General features: G+C 65.5%; 16 protein-coding genes. 6 read left to right on the forward strand and 10 right to left on the reverse strand.

The window, feature by feature from the left end:
• Positions 1–311: 311 nt before the first annotated feature.
• Complete coding sequence (locus AC1DIO_RS04440) at positions 312–686, reverse strand: hypothetical protein (protein ID WP_441504622.1); 375 nt, start codon at positions 684–686, stop codon at positions 312–314.
• A 204-nt stretch (positions 687–890) separates the two neighbouring features.
• On the opposite strand from AC1DIO_RS04440, the gene AC1DIO_RS04445 reads away from it, so the two are divergent.
• Positions 891–1,016, forward strand: a complete 126-nt coding sequence (locus AC1DIO_RS04445; RefSeq protein ID WP_441504623.1) for a hypothetical protein — start codon at positions 891–893, stop codon at positions 1,014–1,016.
• A gap of 294 nt (positions 1,017–1,310) precedes the next feature.
• Here the strand turns inward: AC1DIO_RS04445 and AC1DIO_RS04450 are convergent, their stop codons facing one another.
• Positions 1,311–1,892 carry a hypothetical protein gene (locus tag AC1DIO_RS04450; RefSeq protein WP_441504624.1) on the reverse strand — a complete coding sequence of 194 codons (582 nt, stop codon included), beginning with the start codon at positions 1,890–1,892 and terminating at the stop codon, positions 1,311–1,313.
• 62 nt (positions 1,893–1,954) lie between these two features.
• On the opposite strand from AC1DIO_RS04450, the gene AC1DIO_RS04455 reads away from it, so the two are divergent.
• Positions 1,955–2,494 carry a Crp/Fnr family transcriptional regulator gene (locus AC1DIO_RS04455; RefSeq protein ID WP_441504625.1) on the forward strand — a complete coding sequence of 180 codons (540 nt, stop codon included), beginning with the start codon at positions 1,955–1,957 and terminating at the stop codon, positions 2,492–2,494.
• A 127-nt stretch (positions 2,495–2,621) separates the two neighbouring features.
• Here AC1DIO_RS04455 and AC1DIO_RS04460 read toward each other — a convergent pair whose 3' ends face one another.
• Positions 2,622–3,980 (reverse strand): sensor histidine kinase, encoded by a 1,359-nt coding sequence (locus tag AC1DIO_RS04460; protein WP_441504626.1) that lies wholly within the window; start codon positions 3,978–3,980, stop codon positions 2,622–2,624.
• Complete coding sequence (locus tag AC1DIO_RS04465) at positions 3,977–4,666, reverse strand: response regulator (protein WP_441504627.1); 690 nt, start codon at positions 4,664–4,666, stop codon at positions 3,977–3,979. Before AC1DIO_RS04465 ends, AC1DIO_RS04460 begins: the two co-directional genes overlap by 4 nt.
• Before the next feature lie 148 nt (positions 4,667–4,814).
• Here AC1DIO_RS04465 and AC1DIO_RS04470 point away from each other — a divergent pair, with 148 nt between their 5' ends.
• The 3 genes from AC1DIO_RS04470 to AC1DIO_RS04480 all read left to right on the forward strand — a co-directional run bounded on the left by AC1DIO_RS04470 (position 4,815) and on the right by AC1DIO_RS04480 (position 6,433).
• On the forward strand, positions 4,815–5,090 hold the full coding sequence (locus AC1DIO_RS04470; protein ID WP_441504628.1) for a PepSY domain-containing protein: 276 nt from the start codon (positions 4,815–4,817) through the stop codon (positions 5,088–5,090).
• A gap of 65 nt (positions 5,091–5,155) precedes the next feature.
• Complete coding sequence (locus AC1DIO_RS04475; protein ID WP_441504629.1) at positions 5,156–5,707, forward strand: cytochrome b; 552 nt, start codon at positions 5,156–5,158, stop codon at positions 5,705–5,707.
• A 30-nt stretch (positions 5,708–5,737) separates the two neighbouring features.
• A complete protein-coding gene (locus AC1DIO_RS04480; RefSeq protein WP_441504630.1) occupies positions 5,738–6,433 on the forward strand; it encodes a VIT1/CCC1 transporter family protein in 696 nt (231 codons plus the stop codon).
• Between the two features lie 41 nt (positions 6,434–6,474).
• Here AC1DIO_RS04480 and AC1DIO_RS04485 read toward each other — a convergent pair whose 3' ends face one another.
• Positions 6,475–8,490: a heavy metal translocating P-type ATPase gene (locus AC1DIO_RS04485; RefSeq protein ID WP_476769720.1), complete on the reverse strand. Its 2,016-nt coding sequence runs from the start codon at positions 8,488–8,490 to the stop codon at positions 6,475–6,477.
• Between the two features lie 168 nt (positions 8,491–8,658).
• Between AC1DIO_RS04485 and AC1DIO_RS04490 the strand changes: the two genes are divergently transcribed.
• Positions 8,659–8,985, forward strand: coding sequence for a hypothetical protein (locus tag AC1DIO_RS04490; protein ID WP_441504632.1), 327 nt, complete (start codon positions 8,659–8,661; stop codon positions 8,983–8,985).
• Positions 8,986–9,231: 246 nt separating this feature from the next.
• On the opposite strand, the gene AC1DIO_RS04495 is transcribed toward AC1DIO_RS04490, so the two are convergent.
• The 5 genes from AC1DIO_RS04495 to AC1DIO_RS04515 form a co-directional block, all read right to left on the reverse strand.
• Complete coding sequence (locus AC1DIO_RS04495; RefSeq protein ID WP_441504633.1) at positions 9,232–9,894, reverse strand: phosphoribosyltransferase; 663 nt, start codon at positions 9,892–9,894, stop codon at positions 9,232–9,234.
• A 177-nt stretch (positions 9,895–10,071) separates the two neighbouring features.
• On the reverse strand, positions 10,072–10,509 hold the full coding sequence (locus AC1DIO_RS04500; RefSeq protein WP_441504634.1) for a universal stress protein: 438 nt from the start codon (positions 10,507–10,509) through the stop codon (positions 10,072–10,074).
• 247 nt (positions 10,510–10,756) lie between these two features.
• Positions 10,757–11,296, reverse strand: coding sequence for an Hsp20/alpha crystallin family protein (locus tag AC1DIO_RS04505; RefSeq protein ID WP_441504635.1), 540 nt, complete (start codon positions 11,294–11,296; stop codon positions 10,757–10,759).
• Between the two features lie 437 nt (positions 11,297–11,733).
• On the reverse strand, positions 11,734–12,381 hold the full coding sequence (locus AC1DIO_RS04510) for a BON domain-containing protein (RefSeq protein WP_441504636.1): 648 nt from the start codon (positions 12,379–12,381) through the stop codon (positions 11,734–11,736).
• Between the two features lie 449 nt (positions 12,382–12,830).
• Positions 12,831–14,336: a phosphorylase family protein gene (locus AC1DIO_RS04515; RefSeq protein ID WP_441504637.1), complete on the reverse strand. Its 1,506-nt coding sequence runs from the start codon at positions 14,334–14,336 to the stop codon at positions 12,831–12,833.
• Positions 14,337–14,392: the final 56 nt, after the last annotated feature.

Here is a 14,392-nt window from a genome sequence, read left to right on the forward strand (position 1 = left end):
ACCTAAAGTCGTTCGCCCCCGACACTTAGGGCACCGGGCCGGGAATTGTCTAATCTTCGGCGGTTAACCTGCCAGCCGGCCAGGCTCGCCCTCCAGATCGACCGCCATGTCAGCATTCCGAGTGCCACGCCGATCACGAATCCCACGGTGCTGGCAGCGAACCCGCCCCCTCCCTGCAGCCAAGGCCCGGACATGAAAGGCCCGCCATTCCCTTCGAAACGGCGGGCCACGATCGGCAAGGCAGACAGGGAAATTCCCCCTGGAGGATGATCAGGCCTGGCCGGGCCATGCGTGTCCGGACAGGCTTTGGATCACCAGCGTTCGTAATATCCGGGACGGGGGCCATAACCAGGGCGCGGGCCGTAGCCGGGGCGCGGGCCATAGCCGGGGCCATAACCAGGGCGTGGTCCATAGCCAGGCCGCGGGCCGTAGCCAGGGCGCGGCCCGTAGCCGGGGCGCGGGCCATATCCGCCGCGACCATAGCGCTGCTGGCGATTGGCTTCCTGCATCATCATCAACCGGCGCTCCTTGGCGGCGGTCATGCTGTATTCGGCCGGCTGCCGGTCGAGGCCGGCGGCCAGGCCAGCGGGCAAAGCTTCGGCACTGGCGGGCGTGGGAGAGGCAACGGCTGCACCTGCGATCGCGATCGCACCCAGCACGCTCGCAAGGAAGGTCTTTCGGTTCATCTCGGATCCAATCTTCAAGGCCGCGTCGCGGCAAAACACAACAACTCCGCATTGCGGGGGAATCATAGCAACACGGTTGTAACTGATTTGTTCCCGCGCTGGACGCATGCGGGGCGCACCGCCTTTGTCTTGTGCGATGCAGCATAAATGGTCATATAGGGACTGCCTAAGCACCCTCCCTCACAATCTGAAAGGAGAGATTCGATGCTGGACAGGCACGTTTCCGACTGCACAGTCGAGACAGAACGCGAGCCCCAAGAGGACCACGAGGAGCAGCAGGACGAGACGGATTTCTCGCCCCGCGCCTATCAGGAAGGCTTCTGGAGCTAGACCGAAACAAGGACGTTACAGAGAGATCGGCGGCGGGCGGCCATTGGGCTCAGCCTGCCGCCCGCGAGGGCCGAAACGCCCATGCTGCGCCTGCACAAAGCAGCAGGGCCAGCCCGGCACCGAAGGCGGCAGCGCCGTTCAGCCCGGCGACAAAACCACTTCGGCAGCGTATCGGCTGGAACCAGCCCAGTCATATTCAGGCGATACAGCCCGACAGGCCCCCGACCGCACGCAAGACGAGCCCTGCGTCGTCGTCCCAAGGCCGGTACCGCTTCTGGTCCGGATCGCTGCGGCTCACTGGTGTGGGCGGTCACCCCTGGCGATCATGAGATGATGTTCCTGATGATGCATGCCCCGCGTCATGACGCCCAGGAAACCCAGTCCCTTGAGCTTGGCTGCATCCTTGGCGGGAACGCGCACCGTGATGGTCGCCCCGTTCTCGATAGGCGCCGCCTCGAAGCGCCAACCCTCCCGGTCATTCATCGTGGCGGCGTGCGCGAGCACCATGCGTCGCACGGCATCTCGCACGGGCGGAGTTCCGGTGACGGTAAACCGCCTCCCCCCTTCGACCGCCTCGGCCTTGACCTCGGACGACAATGTCACGGCGCTCATGTCGGCAAGGTGCTGCCGCAGCGCTTCGATGTCAACCTTGGACCAATCGGTCCTGGGGTCCTGTTCCAGGATTTCGACGATCTCCTGAATCGCGGCGAACGCCCCCTGCCCCGGTTGCGTCGGACGCAGGCCAGGCCCACCGGAGTCTTGCGTCATCGGCTGGCTCGCAGCAGGGGTTGCTCCGCCGCCGTGATGGCCGGAATGCGTTTGCGCCAGCACGGCTGCGGGAAGCAGGCAGGCGAGGAAAGCAATGGAGCGGATCATGCTGGTCTCCTTGTGTGGAATACGCTTGCCATGCCGCCAAGACGCTGAACATGATAGCGATCATGCCCGAACCAGCAATTGCGCTCCTGAAGGGGCTTTCCACGCAGACATGCGAATTTTGCGCGGGGGACGCCGTTTTCCATCGCGGTGACCCCGTCCGGCTGGTTCATGTCGTCCATTCCGGCTGCCTCCATCTCATCCGGCACCAGGATGATGGGGCCGCGCTGATCCTTCAGCGCGCGCTGCCTGGGGCCATTCTGGCCGAAGCCTCGCTCTATTCCGAGCAATATCATTGTGACGGGCGCGCCGAGACCGCGGCTGTCACGCAGGCGGTCTCGCGGCGCGATCTGAAGCAGGCCCTGGCGCATGATCCGGTGCTTGCCGAAACCTGGGCCAGCCATCTCGCTCATGAAGTGCAGCGGGCACGACTGCATGCCGAGATAGCCTCCCTGAAGACGGTCAAGGCCAGGCTCGACGCATGGATCGCCTGGAACGGCCCTCTGCCGGCCAAGGGAGGTTGGCGCCATATCGCGACCGAGATCGGGGTGTCGCCAGAGGCGCTGTATCGGGAAATTGCGCGAGCGCGCGCTGCGCGAAGGTGACAGGCAGCGGAGCTCCAGGGCCCCGATCGCCGGAAACGGCTCCCATTCACGCCTGTCGATAGGGGCAACCGAGGGTTGCCGCTCCGCACCGCCCGGGCCGCGTCCTGGCGACGGGACCGAAGGGCGCTCAGCCGGCTGTCGGCTTCAGGCCGGGGAGTTGCACCTGGACCTCGAGGCCATCCGCCTGTCCCGGGGCGGGCGAGCAGAAGGCGAGCTCGCCGCCGACACCGCGCATGATCGTCTGCACGATCGAGAGGCCGAGCCCCGAACCGTCGGCCATCGTCGTGCCGCGCGTGAAGCGGTGCGTCATGCCGTCGAGGACCTCCTGCGACAGCACCGGCCCGGCGCTGGTCACACTGAAACTCCCGTCCTGCGTCAAGCTCACCCGCACCACCCGGGTCGGGGAGCCATGTTTCAGCGCATTCTCGATCAGGTTGCGCGCGAGGATCGCAAAGGCGTCGATGTCGAGGGTCGAGACGAACCGCTCCTCTGCCGGCAGCGAGAGCTCGACCCTGCCCTGGTCCTCAAGGTGATGCAGAACGAGAGCGAGCACGGGCACGAGGTCCTGGGGCACTTCCGAAAGCAACCCGCCCCCCTCGGCCTTGGCGAGCTGGAGCAACTTCTCGGACAGGCGCGCCAGCCGTTGCAGCGCCGTCTCGATCTCCTTCGTGCGGGCGCGGGCCGGCCCCTCCGGAAGCTCGGCCCTGAGGCGCTGGGTCTGCGCGAGGGCGGCAGCGACCGGCGTGCGCAATTCATGGGCGCTGTTGGCGGTGAAGCTGCGCTCGGCATCCAGCAGCCGCCGCATCCGCGCCATCAGCGCATTCACGGCCTCTGCCACCGGTGCGATCTCCGAGGGCAGTGCCGCGACCGCGACCGGCGCCAGATGACCATCGCCGCGCGCCTCGATCTCGCGCCTGAAGGCCACGACCGGCCGCAGGGAGAAGGCGACCAGCGCCCAGGTTCCGGCGATGCCGAGAGGCAGAAGCAGCAGCAGCGGCCAGGCCAGCACCTTGATGGCGTCGCGCACCGCGTTCTGGCGGTGGCCCGGTCGCTCGGCGGCGGTGACGACAAGTGTGCCGCTGACGGCGACCTCCGTGTAGAGACGCGAACTCGGTCCGTCGCTGAAGCCATGCGCGGGGTTCGGCGGAAACTGCGCCGGGTCTGCGTCATGCGACTGCAGCAGGCTCCGCCCGGCCGCATCGCGCACGACATAGGTGATGTATTCGCGATGTGCGCCGACCGATGCGATCTGCTGGGGCCCGGGCTCTGCATCCGCATCGCGGTTGAGAACCTCGGTATAGGCGAGCGGCAGCACGCGCTGGACCACCTCCTGCAAGGCACTGTCGAAGACCTCGTCGATCTCATGGCGCAGGAGCAAGCCGGCGCCCAGCGTTGCCAGGAGCCACAGCGCCATGACGCCGCCGGTCAGGGACAAGGCGAGCCGGCGTTGCAGGCTGCCCCTGGGCGGCAACGCGAATCTCGTCATGGCCTCGCCTTGCCCGATCCTGCGACGGCTGTCGCACCGAGACGATAGCCCATGCCACGCACGGTCTCGATCACATGGGCGCCGAGCTTCTTGCGCAGACGCCCGACATAGACCTCGATCGTGTTGCTCTCGACCTCGGAATCGAAGGCGTAGAGCCGCTCTTCGAGCAGCGCCTTGGAGCAAAGCATGGCCGGGCGCTGGAGGAAGGCGTCGAACAGGGCCCATTCGCGCGCGGTCAGGGCGATGCTGCGGCCATCCCTGGCGATGGTGCGCGCCGCAAGATCGAGCGTCAGATCTCCGATCCGCAGCAGGGGATTGGGATTGCCGCCATAGCGGCGCGCCACGGCGCTAAGGCGTGCGGAGAGCTCCGCCAGATCGAACGGCTTGACGAGATAATCGTCCGCCCCGGCGTTCAGCCCCGCGATCCGATCGGAGACCTGGTCGCGCGCGGTCAGGACGATCACCGGGGTCGCGTCGCCGGCCTGCCGTCTGGCGCGGAGCAGGTCGAGCCCACGCCCGTCCGGCAGCATCAGGTCGAGAAGGATCAGGTCGTAGCTCGCAAGCCGGATGAACTCCGTGGCATCCGCAATCCGGCTCGCCCAATCCACGCCATGTCCGTCGGCTGCGACCTGGTCGCGCACCGCTGGACCCAGGATCGGATCGTCCTCGACGAGAAGCACACGCATGCCGGGTTCCGCAGCCTCCGGGGACCATTCGCCCGTCTATGGCACAAACCTGACAGCGGGCTGAACGCAATCGCATCCGCCGTTCAGGTGGGTGTCAGCTTGGCGTGATGGAAGGGGCCATCGGCCCAACCCGTGGAGGACAGGTTTCATGAAGCGCGCCCTGCCAGCCGCCGCACTCGGCCTCCTCTTCGGGGTGACGGCTCCCGCTTACGCCGGCCAACGCTGCCTTGCTCCGATGACGGAGTGGAAGCCGCGCGAGGCACTGGTCGAAAAGCTCCGGGCCGAAGGCTGGACCACCATGCGGATCAAGACCGACCACGGCTGTTACAAGGTCCGCGCGGCCGACGAAGCCGGCCGCCGCATCAAGGCGAAATTCGATCCTGAAACGCTCGAACGCGTCACGCGGGATGGCGACGACGACTGACCAGCCGTCAGGCCCCCTCTCCAGCCCCTGCTCTCAGTTTCAGCTCCTGCCATGAGGATTTCCCGATGCCGACACGCCGATACGACAGGTTCACCATCAGCCTTCACTGGGTCATCGCGCTCGCCGTCGTCGCGGCCTACGGAATAGGGCTCGTGCGCGACGAATTCCCGAAGGGCGACCGCCCGTGGCTGCTCACGCTCCATATGTCGATTGGTCTTCTCGTGATCGCATTGACGGTGGTGCGCATCGGCTGGCGCAGCATGACGCCCGCACCCGAGGCGCTGCCGGCCGCGCCGATGGTGGAACTGGCTGCGAAGATCGCACATCTCGGTCTTTACGCGGCGATGCTGGCGATCCCCCTGATCGGGCTCTTCGCGGCCTGGATGAGGGGCCGTCCCGTCGACTTCTTCTGGCTCGCCACCATTCCATCGCCGGTCGCGCTCGACACCGCTCTGGCAAAGACTCTCAAGGACGCGCATGTCGTGGCCGCCCATCTCTTCATGGTGCTGGCTGGCGTCCATGCGCTGGCGGCGATTGCCCATCACCTCGTCCTGAAGGATGCAACGCTCTCGCGTATGCTGCCCCTGGTCACGCCCCGCGGTTCGCGCTTCGACTGAGCGGCCCGGCCAACCGCAAGGACCGACGCCATGTATCCGCTCCACCGTGAAAATCATCTTGTCGAGCGGATCGGCTGGCTTCGCGCCGCCGTGCTCGGTGCCAATGACGGCATCATCTCGACGGCAAGCCTCGTCGTGGGCGTCGCGGCGGCGGCCAAGAGCGCCAACGAGGTGCTGGTCGCGGGCGTCGCCGGGCTCGTCGCCGGCGCCATGTCGATGGCGGCTGGCGAATATGTTTCCGTCAGTTCCCAGTCGGACACCGAGAAGGCGGACATGGCGCGTGAACGGCGCGAACTCGCCGAGCAGCCCGAGGCGGAACTGGCCGAGCTAACGCAGATCTACGTGGAGCGCGGCGTCGAACCGGCGCTCGCCCGCAAGGTCGCGGAGCAGATGACGGCCAGGGATGCCTTCGAAGCGCATTCACGCGACGAGCTTGGTCTCGCCGGGCACATGATCGCGCGGCCTGTCCAGGCGGCGCTGACTTCGGCCGTCACGTTTGCAACGGGCGCAGCCGTCCCCTTGCTGCTCGCCCTCGTCGTGCCCGCGGGATCGATCGGCTGGGCGGTCTCAGGTGGTTCGCTCGTCTGCCTTGCCCTGCTTGGCTCGATCGGCGCCGTCGTCGGCGGAGCCGGCATCGTCAAGCCGACCCTGCGCGTGACGTTCTGGGGCGCCATCGCGATGGCCGCGACCTGGGCGATCGGCGCGCTCGTCGGGCATCAGGTCTAGGTTCCTCCCCCAAGGATCCGCGGCTGGCGCCGGTCCGGTACTTAAGACTCTCTCCCGGCTGCTGCCGTCACCCGCTTTTCGCCGGCCGGCAGCAGCCGCGCGGAGTTCGAGATGAAGATCAGCTCGGACGAGACGTGGATGAACGCGGCCAGCAACGGATTCAGGAAGCCGAAGGCCGCCATGGCGATGCCCAGGGCATCCACCGCGATTGTGCCTGAAAAGTTCTGCCAGATGACGCCGCGCGTGCGCTGGGCGATGCGAACCGTCTCGACCAGACGCTCCAGGTCGTTGGCCAGCAGCACGATATCCGCGCTCTCCTTGGCGACGTCGGTCCCGGACCCCATCGCGATGCCGACGCTTGCAGCCGTCAGCGCCGGCGCGTCATTGATGCCATCGCCCAGCATGGCGACCTTGGCACCGGAGGCGACCAGGGTCCGCACGCGCTCCAGCTTCTGCTCGGGCAGCATGCCGGCCTCGACCGTGTCGATGCCCAGACTGGCCCCGACGCTGTCGGCAACCCTGGCATTGTCACCGGTCAGCAGAATGGTGCGGATCTTCAAGGCATGCAGGGCGCGAATGGCAGAGGCCGCCTCCGGCCTGACTTCGTCGGCCACTGCGAAGGAGCCCGCATAGAGGCCGTTGATCGCKACGCAGATCTCGGACGAGACGGCGTTGCCGGCCCGACCCGCGGGAGCCTCGATCCCATCGGCCTGCAGCAGCTTGACGCTGCCGATCAGGATACGATCCTCGCCAATCTGCGCCGAGACGCCGCGACCGAGCGTGTAGTCGAAGCGATCGGGCTCCGGCACCGCAATCTCGCGCGCCCGCGCTTCCGCGACGATCGCCTTGGCCAGCGGATGTTCGGAGCGCAGTTCGGCCGAAGCCGCCAGCCTCAGCAACTCCCCTTCGCTACGGCCGGGCGCCGGATGGATCTCGAGAACCCGCGGCTCGCCGAAGGTCAGCGTCCCCGTCTTGTCGAGCACGATCGTGTCGATGCGGCCGAGCATCTCAAGGTGCACGCCACCCTTGATGATCGCGCCGTTGCGCGCGGCACGGCCGATGCCACCCAGTACCGCCAGGGGCGTGCCGGCTGCGACGCCGCAGGCGCCGGCGACGATGATGACCGAGATCGTGTCGCGGATGTTTCCGGTGAGCAGGTAGGTGACGATCGCCGCGGCGAAGGAGAAGTAGACGAGATAGCCGGCGAGCTGGTCGGCGAGGCGCTGGACCGGCGCGCGGGACTGTTCCGCGTTCTCGATCGCGTCAATGATACGCCCGAAGCTGGTGTCGCGTCCGACGCGGTTGACCTGGATATCGAGCGCACCCGACTGGTTGATCGAGCCCGCGAAGACGGCATCGCCTTCGCTGCGCTTGATCGGCATCGACTCGCCGGTGATCCGCGCCTGATCGACATAGGACAGGCCCGACCGGACGAGCCCGTCGACAGGAATATTCTCGCCGGGAGCGACCAGGACGCGGTCGCCAACCACGATACTGTCGATGGGAATGACCGAGATGACGCCGTCGCGGCGCACGGTCGCCTCATGCGGCATCACGTCGATCAGGTCGGCGATCGCGGCCCGCCCACGGTCCACCGTCAGATGCTCCAGCTCCTCGGCCACGAGCACGAAGAAGGTGACGACCAGCGCGGTGAAGAATTCAGAGATCGCGGCGGCCGCCACAATGGCGATCGACATGGAGAGCTCCATGGTCATTCGCCGCTCTTTGATGTTCTCGATCGCCTCGCGGACGATCGGCCAGGCTCCGAACAGCAAGCCGCCGACGCCAACGAGATCCCAGCCTGCCACGGGTCGGACGACCTGAAACCAGATCAGCACGGCCGAGACGGCGACAACCGCGATCCGCAGAACCTCGATGGTCTCGAGGTCGTGACCGAACAGCATCAGCGCGCGCGGCACGCGGCCGCCAAACCAGCCTGGAGCGCGCCTGGCCTGCTCGGCCGCGCTAGCCGAGCAGGAGCGCTCGAACGGGCGAAAGCAGGTGCAAGGCTGCGCGCTGGCAGGACAAAGCGGCGCGGAACCGGTGATGGTCGTCATGGTGGAATCATCCCGATCGGGTCGATGTGAGGATTGCGCCATCCATCTAGTTTAGAATTATTCCAATTACAATCCAAGCTTCACTTTGGCATGGCCTTCCCTCATGGTGGCGGACGGCTGGGATGCAACGCCCCTCTTCACCACCGAGTCATCACGGAGGTAGCGCCGATGCATAGGGGTTGCTTGGCTCTCGCGGCCGCCGCAGCCGTAACGGTCGGGGCGGTGAACCCAGCCCGCGCCGATGCGATCGACGGCGCCTGGTGTTCCGGACATGGGCAGCGCTTCGCCATCGAGGGCCCCTCGGTCACCACCACCAAGGGCCTGACGCTGTCGGGGACCTACACGCGGCACAGGTTCAGCTTCACCTTGCCTCCCGGAGAGGCGGATGCCGGCGCGCCCGTCGATATGGTGCTTCAAGGCGAGACCCAGGTGCGGGTGACGATCGGTTCTGCCGGCGCCGAGATATGGCGCCGCTGTCCGGCAGGCATCAGCTAACCCAAGGTGGCCGTGATGGCGCGGCCGGTCGATCGGGACGACGCCGGTTTGAAGGATCAGTTCATCAGATCATCGGACCGGAAACCGTATCCGGTCCGATGATCTAACCCTTTGTGTTTGCATCGGCTCTCCCGAAAACCGCAATCCACTTTTCGGGCCGATGCTTTAAAACACCTGCTGCGGGTTCATCGCTGGATCAACCAGCAGCACGCAGCCTTGATCAGGCAAACGGACCGAGATGGCGGATCAGCGGCCCGCCTGCCGTTCGCCGGCCGGAAAGCGCGCCAGGATCGAAACGACCTCTTCATCGGAGACTTGCCCGAACTCCCCGTAAAAACTGCTGATGGCGACGAAGGGCTCCGGACTGTCGAGACAAACGAGGTCATCGACCTCGGGGCGCAGCTCCGCGACGACCTCCGCAGGGGCGACGGGGACGGCCAGAACGAGCCTTCCAGGCCTGCGCTGGCGTATGGCCCTCAGCGCGGCCCTCATTGTTGCTCCGGTCGCAATGCCGTCGTCGACGACGATCACGCTCCGGCCGGTGAGCAGCGCACGGGCGCGCGCGCCGAGATAGCGAGCCCTCCTGCGGTCGATCTCGGCGAGTTCGCGAGCGTAGATGCGCTGGAACTCGTCCTCCCCGATGGCCGCACGCCTGATGATCGCCTCGTTGCGCACCATGATCGGCTCCCCGCCATCCACTACGGCACCAACGGCGAGTTCCGGCTGCCAGGGAAGGCCGATCTTGCGAACGAGAACGAGGTCGAGCGGCGCGGCCAGGGCCTGCGCGATCTCGGCTGCGACCGGCACGCCCCCGCGCGGCAGCGCCAGCACGACAGGATGCTGCCCGCGATAATGCAGGAGCGGCGAAGCGAGCCTGCGCCCGGCATCCGTTCGGCTCGAGAAGCGCATCGGATCTCACCCTTCAATCGAACGCGTCACGCACCATTCGGTCTGGGAGGCCAATCCGTATGTCATCGTCGGTGCGCCCGGCTGCCTTCTCGCCCGAGGCACAGAAGCCCGCACCCCATGCCGGTGCATCGCGCCACACCGGACATTGGCCGCAACAGCCACCGACCGGGAGATGCCTCACCTGAAGACCAGAACCGGGATCTTCGAATGGGTCAGCACCTTCGTCGTCACGCTTCCGAGAACAAGGGCGGCGACGCCGCGCCGTCCGTGAGATGCCATTGCGATCAGATCGCAGCCACGCTGTGCGGCCGTCCTGATGATCTCGCGATAGGGATCGTCACTCTCGATCTGGACCACATCGCAGGGTATACCGAAATGCTTCGCCTCGCTCTCTGCAACCGCCAGAACGGCGGCTGTCTCAGCCTTGGCATGCTGCCTGTACCCCTCGCGTGTCGTCTCGAGTTGCTCGCTCGACACCGTGAAGATGTGAAATGGCTCTACGACGGTGAGCACGGTGACCTTCGCGCTCGCGTCGCGGGCAAACTCCATGGCGCTCAGCATGGCAGTCCGAGAGAGCGCAGAGCCGTCGATCGGGACCAGAAGATGGCTGTACATGGTTCCTCCCAATGTTCTTGGATCAGCTGCGCCAGGATCATGCCCGACGCCAGGAACGCATCGCCGCGAGACTTCGCGCTCGACAGGGAGACGCCCGCCAGCGCAAGCGCGGCCGTTCCGGACGTGCGAAGCTTAGCGCGCCGCAGTGTCTGCGCGTCGAGGCCGAGGACCCGATCGGTACACGACCTCGACCGCCCCGGCCGTATGGCGATGTCCACTGACAGGGCAACCGCGGCGACGCCGGGTATCAGGCCGCCTTGATCGAGATCTTCTTTTCGGCCCTCTGCGCTCCGACCGTCTTCGGCAGCCTGACCGTCAGGATGCCCTTGCTGAACGTCGCATCGATCTTGTCGGCATCGACGCCTTCAGGCAGCTGGAAAGCGCGTTGGAAGGAGCCGTAGCGGCGCTCGGACATATAATACTCCTTCTGCTTTTCCTCCTCCTTCTCCTCCTTCTTTTCCCCTTTGATCGTCAAGGTTCGGCCGGAGAGGCCGATTTCGACATCCTTCTCGTCAAGGCCGGGCAACTCGGCCGTGATCTCGTACTGTTTCTCCTTCTCGGCGAGGTCGATGGCCGGCGCGACGGGCCAGCCGGCACCCGACAGGCGGTGAAGCGCGAGGTCGAAGGGCGAACGCGTCACCGGAAGGCGCCAGCCGAACGGGTGGAAGTCGTCGAACAGTCGATCGATTTCGCGCCTGAGATTCTCGAACGGCGTCCAGCCGGTCTGCTGCGCGGGCATGGTTGCTTTGTCGCCCTTGATCGGCAACTTGGTTGCGGGATCAGCCATGACGATCTCCTTTGGAACGTTCGGTGGATCGCAGATACCGCCGCCATGTGCTCAGCCAAGCAGTCTTGCCAGACGGGCCAGGCAGCGGCACCACCCGTCGCATCCCCCAGGACCGCTTGCTTCTCCGCGGCGGACCGCTTGGACGGTCCTAGCCCTGCGCCGGTCCGTCCGAGCGAGGCAGGCACTGTATCAAAGCGCGAGGCGCCCGCGATATCCTTGACGCAGCGGAAAGGGCAGCACGCCTGTCCAAAAAATACCGCCATGGCGGCCCCGATGGGCAGGTTTAGTCCAGCACGACGCGCGGGTGCCAGCACGTTGCCCGGCCTCTCCCATCGCCCCCCGTCAGCTTGACCGCTGCCTGCATGGGACTGCAGCGCAACGTCGCCTGATCATAGATGTCGGCCGTTCAGATTGATGCGACGCCGCTCGACATCAGGTCACGCAATGGCCAGGTGATCCTCGACCGCCGTGACGCCGGGTGCAGCCCAGGCCGCCCGCTCAGCGACGCCTCGCTCGTGCCAGGCCTTGACCTTTCCTTCCAGCGTTACCCGCCCGCCCGATACCATGACGCGGATCTGCCCCGCCTCGAGCTCCGCGCTGCGCTTCAGCGCGCTCTCGATCCTGTTCTTGACGTCGCTGGCTTCCACACGTGGCTTGACGGCGATCAGATTGATGACGCCTGCGACGCCGGAGAGCTTGCGCAAGGCGGCCTCTGCGGCATCGCGCTGGAAATACCAGTCGACACTGCCCGTCAGCGTGATCCAGCCATCCTGGACCTTGATCTTGACCTTCTCGTCCGGGATTGTMGTGTCCCAACTGATGAGGTCGACCGCGCGCTGCGCGATCTCGTCATCGTTGGTCTTCTTGTCGCTTGGGAGCCTTACCTCGATTTCCTGAGCGATCGCGCGCACACCCTTCACCCTCTGCACGATATGCTCAGCCGCCAGCTTTTCGGCATAGCTGCCAACATGTCCCGAGAGAGTGACCGTGCCGTTCTCGACCGCGACGCCGATATGGGCCGCGCTCACGCTCGGCTCGAATTCGAGCTCGTTGAGCACATATTCACGAAGCAACAGATCATTCATCGCCACCTCCTGATTGTTTGGAAATGCGTGTCGTCCGAGGCTGACCCCATTCTGGCCAGTTCTCGAAGGGCAACATTGACCTGGATCAAGAGGCCAGCCACGGGCTCGCAGCGCCCATCGTTCCTCCATGCCCGCTGCGTTCGTCGGGCGCCTTCAGAGACGTCCCCCGCGCGCGCCGGTCAGGCCTGATGCCTCAGATCAACATGCCCCCGGGGGCAGTGTCCTCGCCGCGATCGATCGCGCGGGCCTTGCAAATCCCAACGGCTGCCTAAGCGGAAGGCCACGCAGAGAGCCTCTGGTTTGGCCCGACCGCGTCGCGGTGCGAGACCGCGCTGACCGAAAACCGACCTCCGCGCATCGGAGAGGAACCAGGAACGAGCCCTCGGCGCGGAGCGGCTCTTCGATAAGCACCGGGACAAGGCGTCGTGCGCCGATGAACGGGGCCCGGCTCAGACGCGGCTCGAGACAAAGACCCTGAGATTTGGACCAGCGTACTGGCTCAGCTCCCCCTCGAAATCCTGAACCTGATCCTGATTGCGGCAGGCAATGAACAGCCCCCTGCCCTCCTCGAGCAGATCACACAGCTCCTGCGTAACAACTATGCTCTTGGACCGCATATAGAGCTCAGTCGCATCATAATAGAGCCATTCACAATCGGCATTGAACGCAAATCGACTGCCCAGATGGTTTCCGTAGCTCCCGGAACGAACCAACATGCAGTTTTCACGAGCATAGCGTATCGCCTTGGAAAGCTTCTTCATTTCGAATCTGTAATTGTTACCTCTGCGCCCACCGAATTTCTGACTGAAATCGATCAGGTCGCTGCCGGGATAGCGCTTCCGGTAGTGTTCCCACGCAATGGCTCCCCCGCGCTTGCCCGCCAGCATCGTCAGGTCGAACGCCCGCCCATCGTCGCTCACCGTTACGGATGTTTCGGTGAAGGCGCAGGTCACATGGGAGGCTCCGCCATGGACAATCGCGTTCTGCGCAATTTCCATGATGAGCACTCCCAGGCATTCCGGAAGGCCGCCATCGGCGTCCGCATCGGAGGTATAGCGCGACAGCCTCCTGACAATTCGGGGGCCGATGGTGTCGTTGATGTGATCGGTAATCGCGTCGCGGTCCTGGCTGGGCGGGGAAATTCGTATGGCTTGACCGATCACCGCATCGGTCAGGCGCTCTGCGTCCCGGCTCTCGGCAGGCGGCGGGATGGCTCCCTGCGCCTCAAGATCAACGATCAGAGGAAGCAGCAGGCCGGCCGCAGCCGCAGCTGCGGAGCGCTGCCGGTCTCGCTTGACCCCGTTGCCGGCATCATCGGAAATCCCCTTGATGAGGAACCAGGGCACTCCGAGGTCGGCGACGAAGTCATAGGCTTCCATCTCGCCGCCCAACACCTCCGGATACTGCGCGAGGACCCGGTCCCGGGCTTCATCCTGGCTAAAATAGGTTTCGCAGGAGGCGAGAATCCCCGCTCGAACCCCGGTCAGCCCCCTCTCCAGGAGCCGCTCGACGTGATCACTCAGGTCGCCGAGCGGACTTTCGCGGGGCGTGCGAAGCCTTTCCTCGCCCTGCTCCGTCATTCTCACGCGATTGATCGCCCAGACTTCCCTGGAGATGACGACCTCGCCAGGGGCCACCTTCGCCGGGTTTCCCCAGGCAAAACCGACGATCACCACGAGAACCGGCTTCGGAAGGAACGAGCCTGTGACGTACCGCGCCAGGCGCCCGATCGATTTGTCCCCCTGGGCACCAGCTTCGCCGGTCAGGTGAAGACAGAAACGATTTCCGATCCGGCCGAGCGTCGCTCCGTTATGGGGATGTTCAACTCTGGCGACCGTGCGTTCCTGGAACAGTCGCTCGACCGCCGTTCGCTCGACGGAGTTCGTCGTCAGGACCAGTACATAATTGTCGTCGAGGGCGGCCTTCGCACTCAGGAGATTGACCGGGTTCGACATTCACCACCGCGAGCAGCAACGGACATGCCAACTCTACGCGATCCGGGAAGGACGCC

The organism is Allobosea sp. 05T439, from assembly GCF_056396005.1.

What these genes read in the sequence shown, in the direction of transcription:
- AC1DIO_RS04460 (WP_441504626.1), bottom strand. Translation starts at nt 3,980, where the DNA reads ATGACGAGATTCGCGTTGCCGCCCAGGGGCAGCCTGCAACGCCGGCTC.
- AC1DIO_RS04500 (WP_441504634.1), bottom strand. Translation starts at nt 10,509, where the DNA reads ATGTACAGCCATCTTCTGGTCCCGATCGACGGCTCTGCGCTCTCTCGG.
- AC1DIO_RS04475 (WP_441504629.1), top strand. Translation starts at nt 5,156, where the DNA reads ATGCCGACACGCCGATACGACAGGTTCACCATCAGCCTTCACTGGGTC.
- AC1DIO_RS04495 (WP_441504633.1), bottom strand. Translation starts at nt 9,894, where the DNA reads ATGCGCTTCTCGAGCCGAACGGATGCCGGGCGCAGGCTCGCTTCGCCG.
- AC1DIO_RS04480 (WP_441504630.1), top strand. Translation starts at nt 5,738, where the DNA reads ATGTATCCGCTCCACCGTGAAAATCATCTTGTCGAGCGGATCGGCTGG.
- AC1DIO_RS04490 (WP_441504632.1), top strand. Translation starts at nt 8,659, where the DNA reads ATGCATAGGGGTTGCTTGGCTCTCGCGGCCGCCGCAGCCGTAACGGTC.
- AC1DIO_RS04440 (WP_441504622.1), bottom strand. Translation starts at nt 686, where the DNA reads ATGAACCGAAAGACCTTCCTTGCGAGCGTGCTGGGTGCGATCGCGATC.
- AC1DIO_RS04445 (WP_441504623.1), top strand. Translation starts at nt 891, where the DNA reads ATGCTGGACAGGCACGTTTCCGACTGCACAGTCGAGACAGAACGCGAG.
- AC1DIO_RS04505 (WP_441504635.1), bottom strand. Translation starts at nt 11,296, where the DNA reads ATGGCTGATCCCGCAACCAAGTTGCCGATCAAGGGCGACAAAGCAACC.
- AC1DIO_RS04465 (WP_441504627.1), bottom strand. Translation starts at nt 4,666, where the DNA reads ATGCGTGTGCTTCTCGTCGAGGACGATCCGATCCTGGGTCCAGCGGTG.
- AC1DIO_RS04450 (WP_441504624.1), bottom strand. Translation starts at nt 1,892, where the DNA reads ATGATCCGCTCCATTGCTTTCCTCGCCTGCCTGCTTCCCGCAGCCGTG.
- AC1DIO_RS04470 (WP_441504628.1), top strand. Translation starts at nt 4,815, where the DNA reads ATGAAGCGCGCCCTGCCAGCCGCCGCACTCGGCCTCCTCTTCGGGGTG.
- AC1DIO_RS04515 (WP_441504637.1), bottom strand. Translation starts at nt 14,336, where the DNA reads ATGTCGAACCCGGTCAATCTCCTGAGTGCGAAGGCCGCCCTCGACGAC.
- AC1DIO_RS04455 (WP_441504625.1), top strand. Translation starts at nt 1,955, where the DNA reads ATGCCCGAACCAGCAATTGCGCTCCTGAAGGGGCTTTCCACGCAGACA.